Here is a 24,941-nt window from a genome sequence, read left to right on the forward strand (position 1 = left end):
GTCTTTTTTCCTTTCATCTGTTTGTTGTCATTCCTCTGCAACCTTTTCTGCTATCCTTAGTTTCGCACTGCGGCTTCGGGGATTTTCCTTCTGTTCTTCGGCTGAGGGAACGATGGGTTTGCCCTTGAGTTGTTTCATCGTGGTGGCTGTACGTCCGAAAAAGTCTTTCTCCATGCGTCCTTCCACATTGCCCGTCTTTATCATGTTCTTCACCATGCGGTCCTCAAGTGAATGATACGTGATCACCGAGAGACGGCCGTTGGGAGACAACAGCTCTATTGCTGAGGTGAGCATCTCTTTCAGGGCTTCCATCTCGTTGTTTACTTCTATCCTCAATGCCTGGAACATTTTTGCCATGTCTTTCTTCACCCGTTCTTTCGGCATCAGTGCCTCTGTGACTGTCATCAGGTCGGTAGTGGTCACTATGGACTTTGACGATCTTGCCTTGACAATTGCTGTCGCAAGGCGGCGAGCGTTTTTCAGTTCTCCGTAGATGTAAAAGATGTTGGATAACTGTTCTTCGCTGCTTTCGTTGAGAATGTCGGCAGCGGTTCGGCCGTCGCGCTTGTTCATCCTCATGTCTATCGGGGCGTCAAAGCGGAAAGAGAATCCACGCGTCTCGTCGTCAAAATGATGGCTTGACACGCCTAAATCGGCCAACAGTCCGTCGATGTGTTCTACTCCATAATAGCGCATCCAGTTCTTGAGATACCTGAAATTACTCCTAACAAAGGTGAATCGGTCGTCGTCCATGATATTTCGCTCTGCGTCGGCATCCTGATCAAAGCTGTAGAGATGTGCCGTGGGATCCATTCTTCGGAGAATCTCACGACTGTGGCCGCCTCCACCAAAGGTGACGTCCACATATATTCCGCCTGGCTTTATGGCCAAGCCATCGATGCTTTCTTCTAATAGCACCGGACGATGATATTCATTGCCTCTCTCTGTTGTCATTTCCCGATCTCCTCTTCTGGTTGTTTCTGATCTCCTAATGCAAAATCGCTAGTATCATCTCCCATAAGGCTTTCGATAGCCTTTCCAAACGATGCGGCTTCCATGAATGGTTCCGTAGTGTTTTGCTTTGCCCATATCTCTATGGTATCGCCCATACCAATAAACTCCACGTCCAGCTCTATGCCAGCTGCTTCGATGCAGCGACGAGGAAGCAGCAGGCGACCGCTGGCATCAAGTTGCACTGATTCCGCTTCAGAAATAAATTGACGGAACACTTGCTGGTGTGTCTTGTTCCAGCGGTTAAGGCGCTTGCGCAGACTTTCCATCTGTTTATTCCACACCGCCTCGGGATAGATGACTATACAATCGTTGAATACGTCTTTACGCAACACGAGCTTTTCCGCATGAGAACCTTGAAATTCTTTGCGGAAGTTGGCGGGAAGGAACAATCGTCCCTTAACGTCTATTCTTGCTTCTGTCTTGCCTAAAAAACGCATGTGTACACTTATAATATTGAATTCGTTTGCAAAGATAAACATTTTCCCCCACATTTCCCCACATTTCCCCACTTTTTTTTAGCCGGTCGTAAAATATTAATACAGAAATACTTGTAACATATTGAAAATCAACAATATAAGAAAGTGTTAAAAAATATAGGAGTTCGAAAGAGTAAAGACAAGAGAGAATGTAGCATTTGTGTTGAGCTTTATCTCATGTCCTTTCTCTTTGAACTCCGTGTAGTGTTTTGTCTTTCCGAAATATCCGGGTTTCCCAGGATATCTTGGTCTTATGGCGTGTCCGATTGTTCTGAGAGTCTTTAGGGTTATTTCTTTTTCCTTGGCTTTCTTATTGCCCATCCTTCTTCTGAGAAGTCTGGTTCGTCACCCTTAAACTTTACGTCATTGCCTTTGAAGAATTGACGCCAGTCGCCTGTGTCGCCTTCAAACGGAGTCTGCTTTGATTTGCCTTGGCGCTTTTTGGGTTTCTCTGCTGTTTTTCCTCCTCGTGACTTGTCGCTTTTTACGCGTCCGTATCCATCAGTATCAGCTTTACCATTGTTACGTCCATTTTCATCAGCATTTCCGCGTCCGTGTCCTTTCGAGTCAGCGTCGTTACAACGCACCTCACGGCCTTTATATACTGTGCCGTCAAGGGCTCGTATCACCTTGTCTGCGTCTTTCTCTGGCACTTCAATATACGAGAACTTGCTCATAAGGTCGATATGGCCTACGTCCTGTCGGCCTTCAACGTGCTTGTTGATATATTGCATCACCTCGCCAGGATAGAATCCGTCTGACTTGCCTAAGTTTATGAAAAGGCGTCTGTAGCCTGATTCTGCTTTCCGCTGACCACGTCTTGCGCCACTCCGATCGCCACGCTGTCCTTTGCGTTCGCTGTTGCCTCCGCGACGATCTTCTCTCGTAGCTTTCGTCGAAGGCTTTTCTATTTCTGGCGCATCAGCATAATACGCGAGAAACTTGCCGAACTCCATGCTTACGATTTTCTTGATTATATCTTCCTTGTCGATAAACTCGAAATATCGCTTTATGTCTTTCATGAAAGGATCTATTTCCTCGTCGTTGACATCAGTCTTAACGATTTGGTCCATCACCTTGTATAGTTGTTTCTTGCATATTTCTTTTGGGCTGGGAATGTCGCCTTCAACAAAGCTCTTGCCTATCTCTTTCTCTATGGCACGCATCTTGTGCTTCTCGCGTGTGTGGATGATGGAGATAGAAGTGCCTTTCTTACCTGCACGTCCTGTGCGTCCGCTACGATGCGTATAGCTCTCAATGTCGTCGGGAAGTCCGAAATTGATGACGTGCGTGAGGTCGTCAACGTCCAATCCCCTGGCAGCTACATCGGTGGCCACGAGGAGTTGGGTGAGGTGCTGACGGAATTTTTGCATCGTAAGGTCGCGTTGCTGTTGGCTGAGGTCTCCGTGAAGACTTTCAGCGTTATATCCGTCGCGTATGAGTTTGTCGGCTATCTCTTGCGTGTCGAGTTTTGTGCGACAGAAGATGATGCCGAATATCTTCGGGTTGAAATCCACTATACGCTTCAAGGCGAGATATTTGTCCTTGGCGTTTACCAAATAGTAGATGTGGTTTACGTTTTCCGCTCCCTCATTACGGCTGCCCACGACAATCTCCTTATACTCGCGCAGGTAGCTCTTGGCTATCTTCTCTATCTCACGGCTCATGGTGGCTGAGAAAAGAAGCGTGTTGCGGTCTTCGGGCACTCCTTCGAAAATCTCGTTGATGCTCTCCGAGAAGCCCATGTTGAGCATCTCGTCGGCTTCGTCGAGCACAACGTTGTTTACCATCTCAAGTTTTGCCTTGCCTCGATGCATCAAGTCGATGAGGCGTCCTGGTGTGGCAACGATAATCTGCGCCCCATGACGGAGAGCGTGTATCTGGTTTTCGATAGATGTGCCCCCATATACGGCAACCACATTGACACCTTTCATGTATTTTGAGAAATCCCTGAGGTCGTCGGCAATTTGGAGACATAACTCGCGTGTAGGACTAAGTACAAGCGCTTGAGTGTCACGGCTTTTGGGGTCAATCTTCTGCAATATGGGGATGCCAAAAGCCGCTGTCTTTCCTGTACCAGTCTGAGCCAGTGCGATGACGTCGTTGCGGTTTCCAAGCAAATAAGGTATTACTTCTTCTTGTACTGGCATCGGGTTTTCAAACCCTAATTCTTCTATGGCTTTGCGAATCTCTTCGCTAACGCCCAATTCTTCAAATGTCTTCAATCGTTATATGTTCAAAAAATCATAAATTAATACTTTCCCTATACACTTATCATAGCAAGCGCCTTGTCTTCGGCAGCTTCCATTACTTCCCTTTCTCCAGGACCTTTGTCGTTGATGCCGCAGAGATGGAGTATGCCGTGGATGATAACACGATGGAGCTCTTCGTCATAGCTTTTTCCAAACTGCCTGGCGTTGGTCTCCACTGTATCGAGGCTGATGACGAGGTCACCATTGATGCGGTCTCCTTCGTCGTAGTCAAAGGTGATGATGTCTGTGTAGTAGTCGTGGCCGAGATATTCGCGGTTTACTTCGAGTATTTTCTCGTCATCGACAAACATATAGCCTATCTCTCCTACTTTGCGTCCGTATGTGGCGGCAACATCCTTTATCCAAGCAGTCACTTCGCGCTTTTTGATGTTTGGCATTTTTACGCCTTCACAATTATATGTAATCATGTCCTTTCTTTTCCTTTGTTTTTTCTCACTATTAAAAAATAAGCGTCAGGCTTTCACCAAAAACTCATCGGCGTTCCTGCCGAAATGCCGTAGTTCTCTGACTAAGCTCGATGAAATGTTAGCATATTGAGGCTCTGCGTAGAGCAGCAGTGTCTCTATGCCCGATAGCTGACGGTTGATGTCAGCCTGTTCGCGCTCGTATTCGAAGTCTTTCACCGATCTTACACCTTTTATTATATATTGCGCTCCCACGCGTTTGGCAAAGTCGATGGTGAGGTCGTTGTATGTCTTTACCTCCACCTTTGGTTCAGACGCATATATCTTGCTTATGTTGTCAAGACGTTCGTCAGCAGTCAGCATATACTGCTTGCGCTCGTTGACTCCAATGCCTATAACGATTTTGTCGAAAAGAGGCAGTGCACGACGTAGTATGTTGTCGTGTCCTATGGTGTAGGGGTCGAAACTTCCAGTGAATAATCCTGTCATAATGCTCAGTCTTTAAAGTCGAATGATAGGTCTTGGGTGTAGATGTTGCGTCCGAAGTGCTTGTAGGCGAGTTCCGTCACCATGCGTCCTCGTGGTGTGCGCTTGATAAATCCTTCCATGATGAGATATGGTTCATACACCTCTTCCACTGTTCCTGCGTCCTCGCCGATGGCAGTGGCGATGGTGGTCACGCCCACTGGTCCGCCCTTAAACTTGTCGATGATAGTGAGCAGAATCTTGTTGTCGGTTTCGTCGAGACCATATCGGTCGATGTTGAGTGCAGTAAGTGCAATCTTTGTTATCTCAGTGTCGATGCGTCCGTTGCCTTTCACCTGTGCGAAATCCCTTACGCGTCGGAGCAGTGCGTTGGCAATTCGTGGAGTGCCTCGGCTTCGTCTGGCTATCTCCATTGCAGCCTCGTTGTCGATGGGTACTCTAAGGATGCTGGCCGAACGTCTGAGGATGCGTGCCAACGTCTCGGGATCGTAATATTCGAGATGGAGGTTAATGCCAAAACGTGCGCGTAGCGGGGCTGTGAGAAGTCCGCTGCGTGTGGTGGCTCCAACGAGAGTGAACGGGTTGAGGTCGATCTGTATGGATCGTGCAGACGGACCTTTGTCTATCATGATGTCGATGCGATAGTCTTCCATGGCTGAGTAAAGATACTCTTCAACCACAGGCGACAACCGGTGTATCTCGTCGATAAACAAAACGTCGTTTTTTTCCAGAGATGTAAGTATTCCAGCCAGGTCACCCGGTTTGTCGAGAACGGGCCCGCTGGTAATTTTGAAGCCTACGCCCAGTTCGTTGGCAATGATGTTTGAGAGAGTGGTTTTTCCCAGTCCGGGAGGACCGTGGAGGAGTGTATGGTCGAGTGGTTCGCCACGATATTTGGCAGCCTCGACAAACACTTCCAGATTCTCGACTACTTTGTTTTGTCCGCTGAAATCGCCGAAGTTTAGAGGTCGCAACGCATTTTCAAAATCCTTTTCCGCCGGACTTGCTTGTTGCTCTTCGCGTATGTCGAAATTGTCGTCTATCATAATATCCAAAACTTTCGCTTTTGCCCAACTTCTTTAACTGCCCTTTATTTGCCAAAGTTGAGTGCATATATAAAAAAAGAGAAGAGTGAAGAATGAGGTCATTCTCCATTCTTCTCTTTCAGATTCTTCACTTATTTAGAAATCCATCTTGTCCAAAGAGTCGTTGAAATCCTTTGGCTCGTGGTTCTCTTGGCTTTCGTTGAAGTCGGGGCGTGGACGGCGCTCAGGACGAGGACGGCGTTCGCCGCGCTCAGGACGCTCGCCACGTGGACGGCGCTCAGGACGCTCGCCGCGAGGACGGCGCTCAGGACGTTCCTGATAGTCGGCAGGCTTTTCGATGAGCACACGGTGAGAGAGCTTGTACTTGCCAGTCTTTGGGTCTATCTCGAGCAGTTTTACCTTTATCTTGTCGCCTTCCTTGATGCCGGCCTCTTCTACTGTTTCAAGACGTTTCCAGTCTATTTCCGAGATGTGGAGGAGTCCGTCTTTGCCTGGAAGTATTTCCACGAAGCATCCGTAAGGCATGATAGAGCGTACTGTGCCTTCGTAAATCTCACCCACTTCGGGTATTGCCACGATGGCGCGTATTTTTGCCAATGCGCCGTCGATGCTCTCCTTGTTAGGAGCCGATACCTGTACCTTGCCTACGCCATCCACTTCGTCGATGGTAATGGTGGCGCCAGTGTCTTCCTGCATCTGCTGGATGATCTTGCCGCCAGGGCCGATGACAGCACCGATGAACTCCTTAGGTATCTCAATCTGTACGATGCGTGGTACCTGTGGTTTCATTTCTGCGCGTGGCTCAGCTATGGTGTCGGTGAGGCACTTTAAAATGTGCTCACGTCCAGCCTTTGCCTGCATGAGGGCCTTTTCGAGGATTTCGAACGAGAGGCCGTCGCACTTGATGTCCATCTGTGTGGCGGTCAGACCGTCCTTGGTTCCTGTGGTCTTGAAGTCCATATCGCCGAGGTGGTCCTCGTCGCCGAGGATGTCGCTGAGCACGGCATACTTCTCTTCACCTGGGTTTTTGATAAGTCCCATTGCGATACCGCTGACAGGTTTCTTCATAGGTACGCCAGCGTCCATCAGTGCGAGAGTTCCGGCACATACGGTAGCCATTGATGAAGAGCCGTTAGACTCGAGTATCTGGCTAACTACGCGTACGGTGTAAGGATAGTCTTCAGGTATCTGACCTTTCAGGCCGCGCCATGCGAGGTGTCCGTGACCTATTTCGCGTCGTCCCACTCCGCGTTGTGCCTTAGCCTCGCCGGTGCAGAATGGCGGGAAGTTATAGTGGAGGAGGAAGCGCATGTAGCTCTTGTCGAGCACGTCGTCAACCATCTTTTCGTCGAGCTTTGTGCCGAGTGTACATGTGGTGAGCGACTGTGTCTCTCCACGGGTGAAGATAGAGCTTCCGTGTGGCATTGGCAGTGGGCTAACCTCACACCAGATAGGACGTATCTCGTCAGTCTTGCGTCCGTCGAGACGGATTCCCTCGTCGAGGATGCAACGGCGCATGGCGTCGCGCATCACGTCGTGATAGTAGCGGTCAGCCTCGGCGGCTTTTTCCTCAAGCTCGTCCTCGCTGAGGTCGCTGTGAGCTTCAGCATATTTAGCTTTGAAGTCCTCGATGATCTTGTCGAAAGCATCCTGGCGGGCGTGCTTGTCGAGAGCCTGCTTGGTGATATCGTAAACTGGTTGGTAGAGCTCGTCGTTGATTTGCTTGCGCAAGTCTTCGTCGTTGATCTCGTGGTCGTACTCGCGCTTTACGTCGGTGCCGAGCTCCTTTGACAGCTCTGTCTGCAACTCGCACATCGGCTTGATGGCTTCCATGGCGGCCTTCAGTGCGCCGATCATGTCTTGTTCCGACACTTCTTTCATCTCGCCTTCCACCATCATGATGTTTTCAGCCGAGGCACCAACCATGATGTCCATGTCGGCTTCCTTCATCTGCTCGAAGGTTGGGTTGATGACATATTCTCCGCCGATGCGTGCGACACGCACTTCACTGATTGGGCATTCGAAAGGAATATCTGAGCAAGCTAATGCTGTTGAGGCAGCGAAGCCGGCGAGGGCGTCAGGCTGGTCAACACCATCGGCTGACAAGAGCATCACATTGACATACACTTCAGCGTGGAAGTTAGAAGGGAAGAGCGGACGGAGAACGCGGTCAACCAGGCGTGATGTGAGAATCTCATTGTCACTTGCCTTGCCTTCGCGCTTGGTGAATCCACCAGGGAAGCGTCCAGCTGCTGCATACTGCTCTCTGTAGTCAACCTGCAGAGGCATGAAATCTGTACCCGGAACGGCATCTTTTGCGGCACAAACGGTGGCCAAAAGAACGGTGTTGCCCATGCGGAGCATACAAGAACCGTCGCACTGTTTTGCCACTTTTCCGGTCTCGATGGTGATGGTTCTTCCATCAGCCAACGAAATTGTTTTCGTAATTACGTTCATCTAAAATTTAAAACTATTTGTTTTGTTTTCATCAAAAAATCGCACAAAGATACTATAATTCTGTGTAATGGCGCAATGTTTTCCAGCATTTCTTCTACTTTTTGTGTTTTTTTATGAAATTATGAATGTATGCGGCTCGTTTATCTGCACAAAAAGGAAATCGCCGGCGTCTGCTTCAGTGAGCGCGACAGCCGGCGATTTGTCGAGTATGAAATAAATTTTTATTTGTTTTCTATGCCTTCCATGATGATCTCAGCGTGATTGTTTTGTGTCATGAGCTGTTCTACTGCGCGTCGGGCGTCGTCGGCAGTGATACTCTGTATGGTCTGCTCGAAGTCGGTGGCGAAGTCGAGGTTGGTGTCGAGATAGTTCTTGAAGGTTGTAGCCCAGTACTTGTTCTCGCGGAGGTTCTCTTTGTAGTTCTTGAGGAAGAATTCCTTGCCTTTCTCGAGGTTCTCCTTCGAAGGACCTTCTGCGACAAACTGCTTCACGATCTCGCGTACTCTCTGGTTGAGGTATTCGTATCTATCTGGGTTTGCCTGGTATGCTATCTGCATGTAAGCCCTGTATCGTGGAGCTGGCATGGGGACAAGTTCTCCGTAAGCTCCGATGCCGTATGTGCCGCCTTCCTTCTCGCGTATCTCTTCGAGCAGAACTACGCTGAGTGCGTTGAGCGCAATGTCGAAGGCGAGTTTGTTCTTCAGAGTGTATTGCATATCGGCAGTGTCGAAGAAGACGTTGGTTGTCATTGGCACTTCCATCTTGCGCTTGTAAACATTGTCAACCTTACCCTTGCGGAAGTCGGAGATGGCGGTGTTAGCCTTCTCCGCCTTGCCTTTTGCTGGCAGTGAGGCGATATACTGTTCCATGAGTGGCAGCAAGGTGGCTTCGTCGATGGCTCCGGTGATGATGAAGGTGAAGTCGGCTGCGTTGGCATAGCGTTCGCGGGCTATCCTCATGATGTTGTCGTAGTCGAGACGGTCGAGGTCAGCCGTGTGCATGCCCATAAACAGACTGGCGTTGTCGTAGATGCTTGTCTGCACGCTGTCCTGAAGGGCCGACATTGGGTCGCTTTCGCGGTTAGCCACCGAGGCGCGTTCGCGGTTGAGCCATGAGTCGAATGCTTCGCGGTCTGAGCGCATAGCTGTGAAATACAGATAGTTGAGCTGTAACATTGTCTCAAAGTCCTTTGGTGTTGCAGAGGCAGTCACTGACTCTTCAAACACGCTCACCTTTGGTGTCACGCTCACCTTCCTTCCTGCTGTGGCCTTGCGCAGTTCGGTGTTTGAGAAATTGCCCAGTCCTCCCACGAGCATCACGTCGTTGATGGCTTTGAGGTCGGCAGTCATCGAGGTAGGGTAGAGCGATGTTCCGCCCTTGCTCACTGCCGTCATCAGTATCTCGTTGGGGTTGAAGTCTGTCTGGCGGAAATATACTGTGGCGCCATTTGAGAGAGAGTATTGCTTGTATCCCATGGCTTTTGCCTGTATCTTCTTTACCTTTCCTGGCTTGGGCAGTGAGCTCATGAGAGGCTCGTCAGAGACGGCGTCTTCATAAGGAGTGATCGTCTCGGCTGCCACTGCAGCGAGAGCTGCTTCCATTTCCTCTTTCGAAGGGTAGTTGACGCCTTCCTTGTCGGGCAACATGGCGCTCATCACGAGTATGTTCTTTTCCACCATCTGCGAGAGAATCTTTCCTATGGTCTGTGCATCTACTCCCTCGGCGAGTTGCTTTACGATAGCGAGGTTAGTTTCCTCACCCGGTATTGGCTCGTTGTCGATGAAGTGACGTACATACTCCTTGCAGTAGTTGGCGCTCTTCTTCTTGTCGCGGCCGTTGTATGCTGCCTCCACGTCGGCAAGTATCTGTGCCTTTGCACGCTCATACTCCGAGTCGGTGAATCCGCATCGTGCAGCGCGGAGCATCTCGCGGTAGAGTGTGGTGACTGCCTGCTGCAGTCCTTGTTCCGACGACACTGCCTGACCGGCGAAGCTGCGCTTGGTGCGTGCAATCATAAAGTCGTCGTCAGACACTTCCGCTGCAATAAACGGCGGATTGGCGCTTTGCTGCAGTTCCTGCAGGCGTGCGTTCACCATGCGCGAAGCTGCGTCCATGGCATATTTATAAATAAGGTAAGGCATGTCGCCTCTCATCTCCTGTGGATAGGGATCGTGGTTAAGGAAGAGGAACGTCATGGCGTATGGCTGCTCCTTGTCTTTTGCCATGCAGATGAGAGGTGTCTCGTTGTCGGGAATCTCTACGAAGTATCTCTCCTTTGGGTTTTCGGGCTTTGCTATCTTTCCGAATATGTCCTTGATTTTTGCCTCAATATTATCCACGTCGATGTCGCCGACCACGATCACTGCCTGCAGGTCTGGACGATACCACTGTTCGTAGTAGTCGCGTAGTGCCTTGTAGGGAAAGTTGTCAACCACCTCCATCTTGCCTATTGGCAGGCGATGGCCATAGCGGTTAGAGCCGTCAGGACGGGCGTGGTTGGTGCCTTTCGGATACATCATTGGCAGCAGCTGCTCAAGAAGACGTATCTGTGCGTTAGCCCTTGTGCGCCATTCCTCGTGTATCACTCCGCGCTCGTGGTCGATGTCCTCGTCGGTAAGCAGGAGGCCGTCGGCCCAGTCGTGGAGTATGAGGAGGCAAGAGTCGATGGCCGACGGTGTCGTGCCTACGGGTACATTATCTATATTATATACGGTCTCGTCGATGCTTGTGTAGGCATTGAGGTCGTTGCCAAACTTCACGCCGATGCTCTCGCAGTATTTTATCACGCCGTTGCCGGGGAAGTGCTTTGTGCCGTTGAAGCACATGTGCTCAAGGAAGTGAGCCAGACCGCGCTGGTCCTCTTCTTCAAGAATAGAGCCCACACGCTGTGCGATGTAGAAGTTTGCCTGACCCTTTGGCTCGGCGTTGTGGCGTATGTAGTACGTCAAACCATTGTCCAACTTGCCAATGCGAACGGCCTTGTCTATGGGAATAGCTGGCTGTTGCTGTGCGAATCCATTTGTAGCGAGCAATACCATTGCCACTACTGCGATAAATAATCTTCTCATTGTTGTAATATGAATTATGTCCTTTTTTGTCCGTTAGACGCACTTCCTTTTTCATTTACTACAAAAAATCATAAAAAATCCATTTTTCTCTTATATATCGATGCTCTCATTAACTCTACACTCTACATTCTGCGGGTATAACCCGTTTAATGATAGTTAGTTTGCTCAATGTAGAGGCAGCGCAACCCTACATCGTGTTAACACTCTGAAAACTTGTGGCTTATAGGCGAATAATGTAGAGTGAAGATTTGGCGGAGCATCCCTCTTATCTCATGCTTTTCGCTTAATCGTCTCTTCCGATTCTGTCATGGGGATGACAGGCAAACTATGTAGTTATGACAGCCGGCCGTCATACTTGTGACAGCCAACACTATCTCCTCTGGCATAGCCGACGGATAAGACATAAAGTTGGCTGCGAGACGCTTCCCGCAGCCAACAAGCAATAGCCTTTTTGATTCCCTTAGTCCCGTTTAGAAATCGTCGTTGTCAAATAAGGCTCGGAACGAGGGTTCTTTCAATTCAAAGAACATTATGGAAACAACGACAATGACAACAGAACAATATCTCGCACGCCGCAAGGAGATCCAAGAGAAAATCTCCGAGTGCCGACAGGATGAGCGACAGCAAATCCAGAAAATAGGACGCAACCGACAACCTATCGTAAGATACTCAATGCGGACTTGCTTGCCATAGAAGACATCATGCTGTTTTTAAAAAGAAGGAGGATGTGTAAAACAAGAAGAATCGATTGATGTATGTCAAATAACAAGGGTGATGCATTTACTTTACGAAAAAATGATGCATTTAAATTTGCATGTTACAGCAATGTCATTGGTTACGTTCTGTTTATCCCATTTGCAGAGGCAAAATCATTGAAATGACACACATAATATTCCACATCATCCAAGCAGTACGGGGGACAGGGGTGCCCCCTGTACCTAAGTAGTCAGAAACTCATTTGTAAGCTCACGCAAGATCTTTTGCCAGTTAGCAAAAGTTCATTTGCCAGCTTCCACAAGATCGTTTGACAACTGGCAAGGCACAACCATGTCGTTCGTCCTAACGCCACAAGGACGTACTTTCAGACACCATTAGGACGTGAGTCCTGACAGCTCATGAACGCTTATCCATACATCATTAGTATAGTCTGTTTACAATCAACAATACCACTTACCTGAGTTAACAAAAACAAACAACAATCGTATTGTTATTATTTGAACTTCTGTTCGTCTATGACATAACTATAATTAGCCAGCACAACCGACAAATCCTTCCCCACCAGATTTGTCGGTTGCGCCAAAATATCACCGACTTTTCGCCGACATCTTCACCCTTGATACGCCGTAATTGTCTAATTCACAGACGTACATAAGTATTTTTGTCGGGATGAGGCGACTCGAACGCCCGACCCCTACGTCCCGAACGTAGTGCGCTACCAACTGCGCTACATCCCGAAGCCATATAGTTTTTGTTAATTCGGCTGCAAAGGTACTATATTTTTTTGAAACTCGTGCATCTTTTCCAAGAAAAAATGTGTTAGGAGTCGTTTTTTACAGTATTTCTGGTAATTGGAATAGCTTAATGCCATTGCTTCCTTTCACGAGGATGTAATATCCCAGAGGTTTTGCCTTGGCGAGTTCAGCTTTCACCTCCTCGACATCGGCAAATTTGCGGCAGCGGCTGCGAGTGTTGGCAAACTCAGAGCCTACAAGCCACACGTCGGTAAGTCTTGACGCCTCGATAAAGTCAGCCACACGCTGGTGCTCCTCAGCACTCGACTCGCCCAGTTCGCGCATGTCGCCGAGGATAGCCATCTTTGGAGAAACCTCCATGTTGCAGAAGTTCTTCAGTGCAGCCATCATGCTCGTCGGGTTGGCATTATACGCATCGACGATGAGATGGTTGGACGCTGTCTCGGTAAGTTGCGAACGATTGTTGCTGGGCATGTAATTAGACAACGCATGGTCTATCTGTGCTGGAGTGATGCCAAACTCCAGTCCTATGGTGGCAGCAGCCAACATGTTGTGGAGGTTGTAGCTGCCGATGAGGTGAGACTGTACCTCATGCCATTCCTCGCCATCAGTCCAGCGGAATCTCAACAGTGGAGCACACGACACCACCTCGCCTCTCACCCTGAGGTCGTCAGCCACGTCGCCTATACCATATTTAATAAGAGAGAGCCCTTGGGCGATGCCCATAAGATGAGGGTTTCCAGCATCGACAAACACTTTCGAGTCTTCCCGATGGCGGAGGAAGTCGTAGAGCTCGCCCTTGGTCCTCACCACTCCCTCAAAGGAACCGAAGCCCTGAAGATGAGCCTTGCCCACATTGGTGATGAGGCCATATTGAGGCTCGACCGTCTCCACGAGGACCTTGATGTCGCCAGGATGGCTTGCCCCCATCTCCACCACGGCAATGTCGTGAGCCGAAGAGAGGCGGAAGAGCGTCTTAGGCACACCGATGTCGTTGTTGAAATTGCCCTGGGTAAAGAGCACGTTATATCGCTCAGAAAGGACGGCGGCAACGAGTTCCTTCGTGGTCGTCTTGCCGTTGGTGCCTGTAATGCCTATCACGGGGATGGAGAACTGACGGCGGTGATGACGGGCGAGAAGCTGTAATGTCTTCAGACAGTTGTCAACCACTATATAACGCGGGTCGTTGGCCGTATGTTCCCCTGGCTCGTCAACGACGGCATAGGCGCAACCTTTCTCCAAGGCAGACTGGGCAAACTTGTTTCCGTTGAAAGTGTCGCCCTTGAGGGCGATGAATATCGATCCCTCCGGGCAATCGCGGCTGTCGGTGGTGATTACGGGATGACTCTTGTATATCTCGTAGAGTTGTTCTATTTCCATTGTATGAACGTATTTAAAAATCGGTGCAAAGGTACAATTTTTATTTGAAAAGCCCTCTAAAACGGCATGTAAAGAACGTAAAGAACATAAATTTTGCAAAATATGACGTTTTTTTTTGGTCTTTTCATTAACAAGTGGTACATTTGCAAAACAAATTAGCTGTTGAAAGAATAAACAATCGTAATATGCAATACACAATCAATGTCAGAGGTAAACTCGTCGATTTCTCGTCGCCACAGGTGATGGGAATACTCAACGTCACACCCGACTCCTTTTTCGCCGGCAGCCGAAAGCAGACCGAAGCTGAAATAGCCGATCGTGCCAATCAGGTTATTGCCGAGGGAGGAACCATTATCGACGTGGGAGCATTCTCCACACGCCCCGGAGCACCTGAAGTGAGCCAAGAGGAGGAAATGGCGCGACTGAGGTTCGGTCTGGAGATTGTGAGACGCGAACAGCCCGACGCCGTAGTGTCAGTAGATACATTCCGTCCTGACGTGGCACGCATGGCGGTGGAGGATTATGGAGCCGACATCATCAACGACGTGTCAGAGGGCGGCATTACCGGAGTGGTGAACACACCGCTGGAGAAAGAGGACGGCACTTGTCCTGCCATCTTCCGAATGGTGGCGCGACTGGGCGTGCCGTATATACTAATGTCGGTGAAACCCAATGTGGAGACCATGCTCATGGCTTATGCGCGAGAGATACAACAGCTGCGCAATCTGGGCGTGAAAGACATAATACTCGATCCGGGATTCGGTTTCGGGAAGACGCTTGACGACAACTACCGTCTTATGGCGGAGATGGACAAACTCCATGTCCTCGGACTGCCACTGCTCGTGGGAGTGTCGAGGAAAACGATGATATTCAAGCTCCTCGACACCGCCCCCGCCGGCTCGCTCAACGGCACTACTGTGCTCCACACATTGTCGCTGATGAAGGGAGTCTCGATACTCCGTGCTCACGACGTGCGCGAGGCAGTAGAGGCAGTGAAGATAACGTCAAAGACCATCAGTTCCTCTCCACTAAGCAAGCATTTGTAAGATCATGTTTATAGAATTTGGCATAAAAGACTTCATCGACATCTTTCTTGTCGCTCTGATGTTGTTCTACATTTATCGTCTGATGAAGGAGTCGAGCTCGCTCAACGTCTTCATCGGAATACTTATGTTTGTCGTGTTATGGCTATTCGTGTCGCAGGTGATTGAGATGCGGCTGTTGGGCAGCATCATGGACAAGTTGGTCAGTGTGGGTGTGATAGGACTCATTGTGCTCTTTCAGGAAGACATACGCAAATTCCTCTACAATCTCGGAGCACACCAACGCATGAGGATGCTGCTGAGAATATTCTCTGCCGACAAGAACAAGGCTCCGGAACACGACAAAGAGACCATCGTGCCCATCGTGCTGGCCTGTATGAACATGTCAAAGAAAAAGGTGGGAGCACTCATCGTCATAGAACGCAACAACCCTCTCGACGATATCGTGAAGACTGGTGACCTCATAGACGCCAACATCAACCAGCGCCTGATAGAAAACATCTTCTTCAAAAACTCGCCACTGCATGATGGGGCAATGTTGATATCCAACAAAAGAATAAAAGCGGCCGGATGCATCCTGCCAGTATCCCACAATATGGAAATACCCAAAGATTTGGGACTGAGGCATCGTGCTGCCATGGGCATGTCGCAGGAAGCTGACGCCGTGGTCATCGTAGTCTCGGAAGAGACGGGATCGATATCCGTGGCGATAAATGGAGAGTTCCAACTGCGACTGTCGGCAGAGAAACTCGAGAGTGTACTCACCGAAGAGATGAGAGGGCAATAGATATAGAATGAAGAAAGACATAAACAGATATAATTTAAATACATATATATATGATACGAACTAACTTACACCTAATTACTCTGTCGGTCGCCATGATGATAAGCAATGTGGCACTGGCGCAAGAACAGAACGGAGAAGAAAGAAAAATACGGGAATTCGTTACCTCCAATCCAATGGTACACGACCCCGTGATGGCAAGGGAAGACGGCGTGTACCATATCTTTGCCACTGGCATGGGAATACAACGGATGACGTCAAAAGACAGAAAAGACTGGCAAGTGAAAGCCATGCCCGTGATGACGGTGATACCGAAATGGACCCACGACTCGGTGCCGGGATTTGACAAGCATGTATGGGCTCCTGACATCATCAGATGGCACAACAAGTGGTGGCTTGCATATAGCTGCTCCACATTCGGGAAAAACGGCTCGGCCATCGGACTGCTGTCGGCGGCAAAGCTCGATTCTCCTATATGGAACGACGAGGGATGTATCGTCGCCTCACGCGAGAACCGCGACAACTGGAATGCCATCGACCCGAACTTTGTCATCGACGACAACGACACGCCATGGATGGTGTGGGGCTCGTTTTGGGATGGAATACAGATAGTAAGACTAGATACCACCATGCACGTGGCAAAGGGAGAGAAACCCCGAACCCTGGCACGACGCTATGCCCCTGGCACCACAACAGCAGAACCTAACCCCACCTCGGCACATGCTGGCACCAACGCCATCGAGGCTCCCTTCGTGATGAAACACCAAGGCTACTATTATCTCTTCGTGTCGTGGGACTATTGTTGTCGAGGCAGCAAGAGCAACTATCGCGTCGCCGTGGGTCGAAGCAAGAATGTGGATGGACCATATCTCGACAAGCGTAGCAACGACATGCTCAATGGAGGCGGAACCGTCTTGCTCGAAGGCGATAAGAAACAATATGAGGCAACAGGCCATTGCGCTGCATACTCCATTGACGGAAAAGACATCTTTATCTGTCATGGCTACAGCACAGAGATGAAAGGTGCACCGGTACTTATACAACGAGAAATAAGATGGACCGACGATGGATGGCCAGAACTGGAATCAATGAACCACTAATTGTAAAAAAACAATTGAAGAAAAGTATGAAGAAAAATATTATCGTCGCGTTGGCTGCCATGTGCTGCCTCTCGACAAATGCTCAGGAAAAAGAGCTCCCTACTATGGGATGGAGCTCGTGGAACACCTTTGCACTTAACATCAGCGACTCGATTATCATGCGTCAGGCCGACGTCATGGCTAACACTCCGCTGAAAGATGCAGGATATAAATATATAAACATTGATGACGGATACTTCGGTGGACGAGACCCGAAAACAGGTCAGCTACTCATACATCCCGTGAGATTCCCGCGTGGACTGAAAGGCGTGGTAGATCATATTCACGGACTCGGACTGAAGGCGGGCATCTATTCTGATGCGGGCGCAAACACATGCGGAAACTATTACGGTGGTGACACCATCGCAAATAATGTAGGTCTGTACCTTCACGACCAGCAAGACTGCGACTTCTTCTTCAAAGAACTTGATTTCGACTTTATCAAGGTTGACTTCTGCGGAGGCGACGCTCCTCAGAACCGTCAGCGTTACTGCCTCGATCCGCAAGAGCGCTACACAGCCATCCACAAGGCTATGGAAAATACGGGTAAGAAAGGACTACGACTCAACGTCTGCCGATGGGACTATCCAGGCACTTGGGTACACGACGTGGCTACATCATGGAGAATGAGCGTTGACATCAACTGCTCGTGGCCTTCAGTAAGAGGTATTATCGACCAGAGCCTGTATCTTTCGGCCTACTGCTACGACGGACGATATAACGACATGGACATGCTTGAGGTGGGACGAACACTGACACCAGAAGAAGACCGCACTCATTTCGGCATGTGGTGTATCATGGCATCACCACTGCTCATCGGTTGCGACATGAGCACATTGACTCCAGAGACCATGAATCTGCTCTGCAACAAGGAACTCATTGCCCTCAACCAAGACCCGCTGATGCTGCAAGCTAATGTGGCTAAATACGACAAGACAGACAGTACCTATGTCTTTGTAAAGGATATTGAGACCCTTGAAGGTAACACCCGTGCCATCGCCTTGTACAACCCGACGGAAACCACAAAGACCGTTAGCGTCGATTATGCGGATATACAGCTCGACGGTGTGACACAGGTGAGAGACCTTTACGAACACAAAGACCTCGTGGTGACCGGAAAGAAAGCCAAGAAGTTTGCCAAGGCTAATGCCGCCTTCACTGGTACTACACTGAGCCGCGAGGTGCCTGCTCACGGATGCCGTATCTATAAGATTACTGCCGACACACGACTTGAGCGCACACTCTATGAGGCAGAGACAGCTTATCTCAGCAGCTATCAGGAATTGAGCAACCCTTGGGCATTGCATACAGGAACATATCAGAAAGACAACAACTGCTCTGGTGGCGCAAAGGCAATCTTGTTAGGCCAGCGCGCTGTCAACGACCTGCAGTGGCGTAACGTATATAGCCATGAGGGTGGCGACTACGAGATTACCATTCGTTGCAATTCAAAGCCAGGAGTTCATAGCCAGATCAGCTGGGGACAGCCACGCAAGGAAGGTCAGCACTTCTTCATCAATGTCAACGAAGGCATAGGTCAACCTATTTTCGCCAATACTAACGGCAAATGGGGAGAGGTAACTACAAAGATTCACCTCGAGAAAGGAAACAATACCGTACGTCTATATCACGATCGCGACGAGCTGCCGGAGATAGACTGTATGACATTGAAGAAACTGTAATCCTGCCGCTTCCCGTCACGGATTATAATGCGTCGGGAGCAAAAAAATGTAATCGGGTTGTATGCGAATGAGCATACAACCCGATTACTTATATTCTTTCTATACACCTCTTTTAAAAGAACAATGCACGTTGGATGCCATAGATCAAGATGCCCGACAAATAACCTACAAGTACAATCCACGAAATCTTCTTCATATACCAGCCAAATGAGATCTTTTCCAATCCCATTACCACAACACCGGCGGCACTACCGACAATAAGCATCGAGCCGCCTACACCTGCACAGTAGGCAAGGAGCTGCCAGAAGATGCCGTCAACAGCAAAGTCGCCTGTCGCTGCAGCTGGATACATGCCCATGCAGCCTGCTACTAACGGCACGTTGTCAACGATACTTGACAAGATACCTATGATACCGGTAACGAGATAGTGGTTGCCGTTGAACATGGTGTTGAGACCTTCGCCAAGAAGTTCCAAGGCGCCGATGGTCTCAAGACAAGCGACTGCCATCAAGATGCCAAGGAAGAACAAAATGGTTCCCATGTCGATGCGTGAAAGCATATTGGTGACACGTTTTTGCATACCGCCTTTCTCCTCTTCGCCAGCCAGCCGAGAGTAGAACACCTCGGTAACGGTCCATAGCACGCCGAGAACTAACAGTATGCCCATAAACGGAGGCAGATGGGTGATGGTCTTGAATACGGGTACAAAGATAAGACCGCCGACACCGAGGAAGAACACGGTCTTGCGTTGTACTTCTGTCAGATGATCCTGCACACGTACATTTTGCTCGAAATCTTTTACCTCCATCTTGCCATTGAGGCTATGCGAGAGTATGTAAGCAGGAACGAGCATTGACACTATAGAAGGCAGGAACACCTCTGTTATAACACCCGCAGCGGTGAGCACACCCTTGTTCCACAGCATGATAGTGGTGACATCGCCGATGGGCGAGAAAGCTCCTCCGGAGTTAGCTGAAATAATCACTAACGCGGCGTAAATGAGTCGGTCGTCGCGGTTTTCTACCAGTTTGCGTAGAATCATTATCATCACGATGCTTGTTGTGAGGTTGTCGAGCACAGCCGAGAGAATAAATGTCATGAAAGCTATGCGCCATAGCAACTTCTTCTTGGTGCGTGTCTTAAGCGTGTCGCGCACGAAGTTAAATCCGCCGTTCTGGTCAACGAGTTCCACTATCGTCATGGCTCCCATAAGGAAGAACAGCGTGGTGGCGGTAGTGCCCAGATGGCGCTCCATTACTTCAGCCACAGTCAGAGCCTTATGCTCTCCTATGGCTCCTGGGATATATTGCCCTGGGTCGATCATGAATAAGGTCCAGCACAACACAAACATCAGCAAAGCTATTGCTGCCTTGTTGATCTTCGTGACACTCTCGATGGCTATGCAGAAATATCCCAAACAGAATACTGCTACAATGATGATGCTTAATGTTGTCATTTTAATTATTTAGATATTATAGGTAAATGTTGCTTTTATGGATGCAAAAGTAAGAAATAATTTTGAACTGGCAAAGATTTTAAGCTTTTTTTGAATTCAGAAATCCGCTTCCACCTTGAAGTGCAACCTCTTGCCTGTGACGGGATGCGCAAATTCCAGATATTCGGCATGAAGACAAAGACGTTCGCCGCGATGACCATAGAGTGGGTCGCCTTTGATAGGTGAGGCGAGACCGTCGCATGAAGCACAATGAACGCGAAGCTGGTGGGTGCGGCCAGTGTGGGGCACAAGCGACAACACGACCTCTCCACTGCCGAGGCCTGATGGCTGTGGACTGACAACACGCCATTCTGTAATGGAACGTTTGCCATAGTCGTAATCTACCATCTGACGGGGCCTGTCGAAAGGGTCAGGACAAATAGGGATGTCGATGATGCCGTGGTCGCCTTCATTGAGTGTGATGCCAATCATCGGTTCCACGATTGCAACATAACGTTTCTTCACGGTGCGGTTGTAGAATTGGCGTTGGAGCGAGTGGTGGGCTTCGGTGGTGCGTGGCACGACAAGTATGCCCGATGTGTCCATGTCAAGACGGTGTACGGTCTTGGGAGTATATCCGCGTTCGGAAAGGATGCTGAATACAGAGTGGCGCTCGCTTTTCCCGGGTACGGAGAGTAGTCCTGATGGTTTATATACCACCACAATGCTCTCGTCTTCATATAGGATGCTTATGCTTTCGCCCGCATCTTTATGCATCTCTTTCTGTTCAACGTCCATGCCCTCCAACATAAAGGTGAGTATGGGTAAGCACTTGCCACGGCATGCGTTATAGTAATTGAGATGGCGTCTGATGACGCTTTTGGGAGATTCTCCCCACCAGAATTCTGCAATACACAGTGGTTGCATGTCGTGCGAGAAAGCATATTGCAGCAACTTTGGAGCACAACATTCCCCTGAACCCGACGGAGGCATTCCCATTGGGGTGTATTTGAAGATGTCGAGTAGGTCACGTGTTTCTCCACGTGCATTCCTCACGATAAAGTTTTGGAAAAGCCATGTTTGCAATGCTTCTGACTTCTGTTGGCGTTTGCCTTTGAGCTCGTCGATTTGTTTGTCGTAGTGTGCTATTGATGTGTCGAGTTCCTTCTGTATGTTACGCCATTTCTGCTTTATCCTTACCAATTCTGCCTTCATGAATTGGCTCTCGCGTATCAATTCGTCTTCGGTGCGTGCATCGTCGCCTGTCTGTCGGGAAAAGTCGCGTTGGCGTTTTGCCTGTGTCATTACCTCCTTGTAGGCATCTATCTCTGTGACGGCATCTATTTGTGCTTGTTGTATCTCGTCAAGCAGATGGATGCGTTCCGGGGTAGTCTCGATGGATGCAATCTGTCTGTTTATCTCGCTTATCTCCGCTTCGTGGCATTTGAAATAGCCATCCGGTTGAAGATAGTCGAACACGTTTGGGACAAAATAGTCGAGTTCCTTACAGCCTTGTAGCTGTCCGGAGTATGCGGCAAGATATCCCAACTCGTCTTTGTATCTTACTACAAGCACGCCGAACATCTTACCCGAGTGAAGTTCGTCGTTATATTGAAGGTGGCTTTCAATATACATACACAACCCCTTGACCGCAAGCTGGCATAATGGATGTGGCTCGTAGTCAAAGGGGTTGTTAAAACGTTCTGGCGGAGAGGGCAACGAGTGCCCTTCTGCCAACAGAGAAAGCGGATGAAATTTCAACTTACTTTACGTATTCAGCGTAGTCTGTCAGATGCATATCGCCCTTGCGGATGAGAGTGTCGTGGAAGGAGAATGCAGCGGGGAGATTGTGGTGTGTCTGACCGCCCTTCGCAATCTTAAGGTAATCCCATAACAGCTCTTTGTAGCTTGGATGGGCGCAGTTCTCGATGATGCATTGTGCACGCTGCATTGGGCTCTTGCCGCGAAGGTCGGCCACTCCCTGCTCTGTGACGATGATGTTGACGTCGTGCTCGGTATGGTCGTGGTGGCTTACCATTGGCACGATAGAGCTGATGGCGCCATTCTTGGCAATTGAAGGACAAGTGAAGATGCTTATGTAAGCGTTACGCTCGAAATCGCCTGAACCGCCGATGCCGTTCATCATCTTTGTACCTGTGATATGTGTAGAGTTAGCGTTACCGTAGATGTCGCATTCGAGTGCGGTGTTGATGGCTATAACTCCAAGACGGCGGATAAGCTCCGGTGAGTTTGAAATCTCGCTCTGGCGTAAGGTAAGATTCTGCTTGAAGTAGTCAATGTTGTCATACACCTTCATCAGGCTTGGATTGGTGACGGTGAGTGAGCAAGCGGATGCTTTCTTCACACGGCCATTGAGCATCATGTCAACCACTGCATCCTGAAGCACTTCGGTGAATATGTTAAAATCGGGGATGTTCTTGTCCATCGACAAGGCCGCGAGGATAGCGTTGGCTGTTGTGCCTACGCCGCTCTGCAGAGGAAGGAATGTAGAAGGGATGATGCCGCGACGCATGTCTGCAGCGAGGAATTCTGCCACGTTGTTACCAATCTGTGTGGTAACGGGGTCAAGGTCTTTGAATGCTCGTGCCTCGTCAGGGATGTTACATTCCACTACACCAACAATCTTGCTGGCGTCGATTTCTACGTAAGGTGTACCTATACGGTCGTCCACGTTTACGATTGGGATTGCCTGACGATATGGTGGGTCTTGCAGTTCGTAAACATCGTGAAGATATTTAGCGTCGGGACTGTGGAACTGGTTGTGCTCAAGGATGACATGCTTAGCTAAACGAGCGGCTGTAGGACTGATGCCACCGGCAGAGGTGAGATAAGCTTTGCATTTTGTCTCTCCTTCTTCAAGATCGCACACTTCGAGGATAGCCCAGTCAACCTGGCCCATGAAGCCGTAGCGTAGTTCTTGTGCCATCTGAGAGAGGTGGATGTCGTTATAGGCAATCTCGCCCATGTTGACATGCTTGCGGAAATCACCATTGGTGGTGTAAGGGGCACGATAGCGTATTGCTTGTGCGTTGGCAAGATCTCCGTCGGTGCTTTGTCCAGTGGATGCGCCAGTGAAGATGCCTACCTGAAACTCACGGCCTGCCTCGTGCTCGGCGAGGGCGATTTTGGCCAACTCTTTCGTTACGGCCTTTGCGGCTCCAGAAGGAGTGAATCCGCTAAGGGCGATGTTCTCTCCGTTTTTGATCAGTGCTGCAGCTTCTGCAGCTGTCATACGTGTATATGCCATAATGTTTTTTGTTGTTAATTACTGCATGGTTACAAAATTTGTGCAAAATTAGTCAAATTTGAGCGTACGACAAAATTTTTTGCCATTATTTTAATAAAAAACGAACCTATACATTATTATTCCGGCAGTTACACTCACATTCATGGAGTGTTTTGTGCCTAATTGTACTATTTCAAGACATCCATCGCAAGCGTCGATAACGTCTTGATGCACGCCTTTTACCTCGTTGCCGAGCACGACAGCGTATTTCTTGTCTTGCTCAGGGGTAAATTCGTGGAGCTTGGTACTGCCTTCGCATTGCTCCACTGCGAGAACCACATATCCGTTCTCCTTCAGCCGCTTCACTGCTTCAAGGGCGCTGCCAAAATGTTGCCACTCTACGCTGTCTTCCGCTCCGAGAGCGGTCTTGTGGATCTCTGTGGCTGGCGGGGTGGCGCTGATGCCACAGAGATATAGAGCTTCGATACGAAAGGCGTCGCCCGTGCGGAAGACACTGCCTACGTTGTACATCGACCTCACGTCGTCGAGAACCACCACGAGAGGTGTTTTTTTTGCCTCCCTGAATTCTTCTACCGAGAGGCGTTTCATTTCGATGGTCCTTAGCTTCCTGTTCTGTTCCATTACATTAGAAACTTTGTAACCATGCGCGTAGTTCTTGCATCATCTCAAGGTGGTAGGCAAAGCTTGTGCGGATGCCCCAACCATGACCTCCCGAAGGATAGACGTGGAGGGAGGCAGGAACATCGTTAAGATGACATGCAAGATAATAGTTTACACCGTTTACAGGCAGGACGGCATGATCGTCGTCACTGAGGGCAATGAAGGCTCGTGGGGTAACCCGTGTCACCTGGAGGTCGTTGCTATAATCGCGTTCGGTCTTCTTCTTTGCCTCTTTGCCGAGAAGGTTGTCGTGTGATCCGCGATGGGTGTAGTTCGGATCCATGGTAATGACTGGATAGAAGAGAATCTGGAAGTTGGCGGCTGCGTCACCCTTTGAGTGGGTGGCAAGGGTAGATGCGAGATGACCGCCTGCCGACGACCCCATTATTCCTACTTGTTCTGGATTGATGTTCCATTGTTTTGCATTGCGGCGTACAAGACGCATAGCCTCTTCGGCATCCTCCAGCGGTATGGTGCTTACACCATGTGGCATGCGATATTTCAGTACTACTGTCGCGATGCCCATGTTGTTGAAGAACGTAGCCCAGTCACGTCCCTCGTGATTCATGGCGAGATGAGAGTAGCCGCCACCAGGACAGATGACGATACATCGCCCGGTAGCTTTGTTGGGTTTGGGCAGGCTAATGTAAACTTTGGCCGTGTCGGCCACATCTTCACTTGCTGTTGGGGCACCGTTGGGCCACAAGGGGAAAACGGTGTCTTTCTGAGCGCAAACTGTCGTTGACGCCAGAAAAAGGATAGTTGATAATACGGTTTTTATTCTATTCATAACAATTTATTAGAAATTTCTTGCAAAGATAAATATTTTTTTGTAATATTGCACCCAAATTCCA

At 49.3% G+C, this 24,941-nt stretch carries 19 protein-coding genes and 1 tRNA gene; 5 read left to right on the forward strand and 15 right to left on the reverse strand.

Annotated elements, in window-relative coordinates:
* Positions 1-27: 27 nt before the first annotated feature.
* From rsmH to CIK99_RS04915, 8 genes are all read right to left on the reverse strand, one after another.
* Positions 28-954: a 16S rRNA (cytosine(1402)-N(4))-methyltransferase RsmH gene (rsmH, locus tag CIK99_RS04875; protein WP_094380349.1), complete on the reverse strand. Its 927-nt coding sequence runs from the start codon at positions 952-954 to the stop codon at positions 28-30.
* Entirely contained in the window at positions 951-1,451 is a 501-nt protein-coding gene (locus CIK99_RS04880; protein ID WP_094380527.1) for a division/cell wall cluster transcriptional repressor MraZ, read from the reverse strand. Before CIK99_RS04880 ends, rsmH begins: the two co-directional genes overlap by 4 nt.
* A 326-nt stretch (positions 1,452-1,777) precedes the next feature.
* Complete coding sequence (locus CIK99_RS04890; RefSeq protein ID WP_094380354.1) at positions 1,778-3,715, reverse strand: DEAD/DEAH box helicase; 1,938 nt, start codon at positions 3,713-3,715, stop codon at positions 1,778-1,780.
* 38 nt (positions 3,716-3,753) lie between these two features.
* A complete protein-coding gene (gene ybeY, locus CIK99_RS04895) occupies positions 3,754-4,170 on the reverse strand; it encodes an rRNA maturation RNase YbeY (protein ID WP_094380356.1) in 417 nt (138 codons plus the stop codon).
* A gap of 45 nt (positions 4,171-4,215) precedes the next feature.
* Complete coding sequence (gene coaD, locus CIK99_RS04900; protein ID WP_371590916.1) at positions 4,216-4,656, reverse strand: pantetheine-phosphate adenylyltransferase; 441 nt, start codon at positions 4,654-4,656, stop codon at positions 4,216-4,218.
* A gap of 5 nt (positions 4,657-4,661) precedes the next feature.
* Positions 4,662-5,696, reverse strand: a complete 1,035-nt coding sequence (gene ruvB / locus CIK99_RS04905; protein ID WP_094380528.1) for a Holliday junction branch migration DNA helicase RuvB — start codon at positions 5,694-5,696, stop codon at positions 4,662-4,664.
* Positions 5,697-5,834: 138 nt separating this feature from the next.
* The gene (gene pnp / locus CIK99_RS04910) at positions 5,835-8,156 is read right to left on the reverse strand and encodes a polyribonucleotide nucleotidyltransferase (RefSeq protein WP_094380361.1); all 2,322 of its coding nucleotides are present in this window, start codon (positions 8,154-8,156) and stop codon (positions 5,835-5,837) included.
* Positions 8,157-8,377: 221 nt separating this feature from the next.
* Complete coding sequence (locus tag CIK99_RS04915; RefSeq protein WP_094380363.1) at positions 8,378-11,224, reverse strand: pitrilysin family protein; 2,847 nt, start codon at positions 11,222-11,224, stop codon at positions 8,378-8,380.
* Positions 11,225-11,755: 531 nt separating this feature from the next.
* Between CIK99_RS04915 and CIK99_RS15210 the strand changes: the two genes are divergently transcribed.
* Positions 11,756-11,917 (forward strand): hypothetical protein, encoded by a 162-nt coding sequence (locus CIK99_RS15210; protein WP_158215903.1) that lies wholly within the window; start codon positions 11,756-11,758, stop codon positions 11,915-11,917.
* Between the two features lie 688 nt (positions 11,918-12,605).
* Here CIK99_RS15210 and CIK99_RS04920 read toward each other — a convergent pair.
* Both CIK99_RS04920 and murF read right to left on the reverse strand, forming a co-directional pair.
* Positions 12,606-12,678, reverse strand: a tRNA-Pro gene (locus tag CIK99_RS04920).
* A gap of 96 nt (positions 12,679-12,774) precedes the next feature.
* Positions 12,775-14,076, reverse strand: a complete 1,302-nt coding sequence (gene murF, locus CIK99_RS04925; protein WP_094380365.1) for a UDP-N-acetylmuramoyl-tripeptide--D-alanyl-D-alanine ligase — start codon at positions 14,074-14,076, stop codon at positions 12,775-12,777.
* Positions 14,077-14,261: 185 nt separating this feature from the next.
* Between murF and folP the strand changes: the two genes are divergently transcribed.
* From folP to CIK99_RS04945, 4 genes are read left to right on the forward strand one after another with little or no spacing between them, the layout of a single operon-like run.
* A complete protein-coding gene (gene folP / locus CIK99_RS04930) occupies positions 14,262-15,122 on the forward strand; it encodes a dihydropteroate synthase (RefSeq protein WP_094380367.1) in 861 nt (286 codons plus the stop codon).
* Between the two features lie 4 nt (positions 15,123-15,126).
* Positions 15,127-15,906 (forward strand): diadenylate cyclase CdaA, encoded by a 780-nt coding sequence (gene cdaA / locus CIK99_RS04935; protein WP_094380369.1) that lies wholly within the window; start codon positions 15,127-15,129, stop codon positions 15,904-15,906.
* 50 nt (positions 15,907-15,956) lie between these two features.
* A complete protein-coding gene (locus tag CIK99_RS04940) occupies positions 15,957-17,003 on the forward strand; it encodes a family 43 glycosylhydrolase (RefSeq protein ID WP_094380371.1) in 1,047 nt (348 codons plus the stop codon).
* A gap of 26 nt (positions 17,004-17,029) precedes the next feature.
* On the forward strand, positions 17,030-18,724 hold the full coding sequence (locus CIK99_RS04945; protein ID WP_094380373.1) for an alpha-galactosidase: 1,695 nt from the start codon (positions 17,030-17,032) through the stop codon (positions 18,722-18,724).
* 112 nt (positions 18,725-18,836) lie between these two features.
* Here CIK99_RS04945 and nhaD read toward each other — a convergent pair whose 3' ends face one another.
* From nhaD to CIK99_RS04970, 5 genes are all read right to left on the reverse strand, one after another.
* Positions 18,837-20,180 (reverse strand): sodium:proton antiporter NhaD, encoded by a 1,344-nt coding sequence (gene nhaD, locus CIK99_RS04950; RefSeq protein ID WP_094380375.1) that lies wholly within the window; start codon positions 20,178-20,180, stop codon positions 18,837-18,839.
* 96 nt (positions 20,181-20,276) lie between these two features.
* Entirely contained in the window at positions 20,277-21,794 is a 1,518-nt protein-coding gene (locus CIK99_RS04955; protein WP_254047727.1) for a pseudouridine synthase, read from the reverse strand.
* A gap of 127 nt (positions 21,795-21,921) precedes the next feature.
* Positions 21,922-23,427: a succinate CoA transferase gene (locus CIK99_RS04960; RefSeq protein WP_094380377.1), complete on the reverse strand. Its 1,506-nt coding sequence runs from the start codon at positions 23,425-23,427 to the stop codon at positions 21,922-21,924.
* A 90-nt stretch (positions 23,428-23,517) separates the two neighbouring features.
* Positions 23,518-24,048, reverse strand: a complete 531-nt coding sequence (locus CIK99_RS04965; protein WP_094380379.1) for an RNA methyltransferase — start codon at positions 24,046-24,048, stop codon at positions 23,518-23,520.
* Positions 24,049-24,052: 4 nt separating this feature from the next.
* Positions 24,053-24,877: an alpha/beta hydrolase gene (locus CIK99_RS04970; protein WP_094380381.1), complete on the reverse strand. Its 825-nt coding sequence runs from the start codon at positions 24,875-24,877 to the stop codon at positions 24,053-24,055.
* Positions 24,878-24,941: the final 64 nt, after the last annotated feature.

The sequence above is a fragment of the Prevotella sp. P5-92 genome (assembly GCF_002251245.1).
In the GTDB taxonomy this organism is placed as follows: domain Bacteria; phylum Bacteroidota; class Bacteroidia; order Bacteroidales; family Bacteroidaceae; genus Prevotella.

Bases quoted from the DNA above. Each gene is read 5' to 3' on its own strand.
- murF (WP_094380365.1), bottom strand. From the start codon at position 14,076: ATGGAAATAGAACAACTCTACGAGATATACAAGAGTCATCCCGTAATC.
- coaD (WP_371590916.1), bottom strand. From the start codon at position 4,656: ATGACAGGATTATTCACTGGAAGTTTCGACCCCTACACCATAGGACAC.
- ybeY (WP_094380356.1), bottom strand. From the start codon at position 4,170: ATGATTACATATAATTGTGAAGGCGTAAAAATGCCAAACATCAAAAAG.
- pnp (WP_094380361.1), bottom strand. From the start codon at position 8,156: ATGAACGTAATTACGAAAACAATTTCGTTGGCTGATGGAAGAACCATC.
- CIK99_RS04880 (WP_094380527.1), bottom strand. From the start codon at position 1,451: ATGCGTTTTTTAGGCAAGACAGAAGCAAGAATAGACGTTAAGGGACGA.
- CIK99_RS15210 (WP_158215903.1), top strand. From the start codon at position 11,756: ATGGAAACAACGACAATGACAACAGAACAATATCTCGCACGCCGCAAG.
- CIK99_RS04965 (WP_094380379.1), bottom strand. From the start codon at position 24,048: ATGGAACAGAACAGGAAGCTAAGGACCATCGAAATGAAACGCCTCTCG.
- CIK99_RS04945 (WP_094380373.1), top strand. From the start codon at position 17,030: ATGAAGAAAAATATTATCGTCGCGTTGGCTGCCATGTGCTGCCTCTCG.
- CIK99_RS04960 (WP_094380377.1), bottom strand. From the start codon at position 23,427: ATGGCATATACACGTATGACAGCTGCAGAAGCTGCAGCACTGATCAAA.
- CIK99_RS04915 (WP_094380363.1), bottom strand. From the start codon at position 11,224: ATGAGAAGATTATTTATCGCAGTAGTGGCAATGGTATTGCTCGCTACA.
- CIK99_RS04940 (WP_094380371.1), top strand. From the start codon at position 15,957: ATGATACGAACTAACTTACACCTAATTACTCTGTCGGTCGCCATGATG.
- folP (WP_094380367.1), top strand. From the start codon at position 14,262: ATGCAATACACAATCAATGTCAGAGGTAAACTCGTCGATTTCTCGTCG.
- CIK99_RS04955 (WP_254047727.1), bottom strand. From the start codon at position 21,794: ATGTATATTGAAAGCCACCTTCAATATAACGACGAACTTCACTCGGGT.
- CIK99_RS04970 (WP_094380381.1), bottom strand. From the start codon at position 24,877: ATGAATAGAATAAAAACCGTATTATCAACTATCCTTTTTCTGGCGTCA.
- cdaA (WP_094380369.1), top strand. From the start codon at position 15,127: ATGTTTATAGAATTTGGCATAAAAGACTTCATCGACATCTTTCTTGTC.
- rsmH (WP_094380349.1), bottom strand. From the start codon at position 954: ATGACAACAGAGAGAGGCAATGAATATCATCGTCCGGTGCTATTAGAA.
- nhaD (WP_094380375.1), bottom strand. From the start codon at position 20,180: ATGACAACATTAAGCATCATCATTGTAGCAGTATTCTGTTTGGGATAT.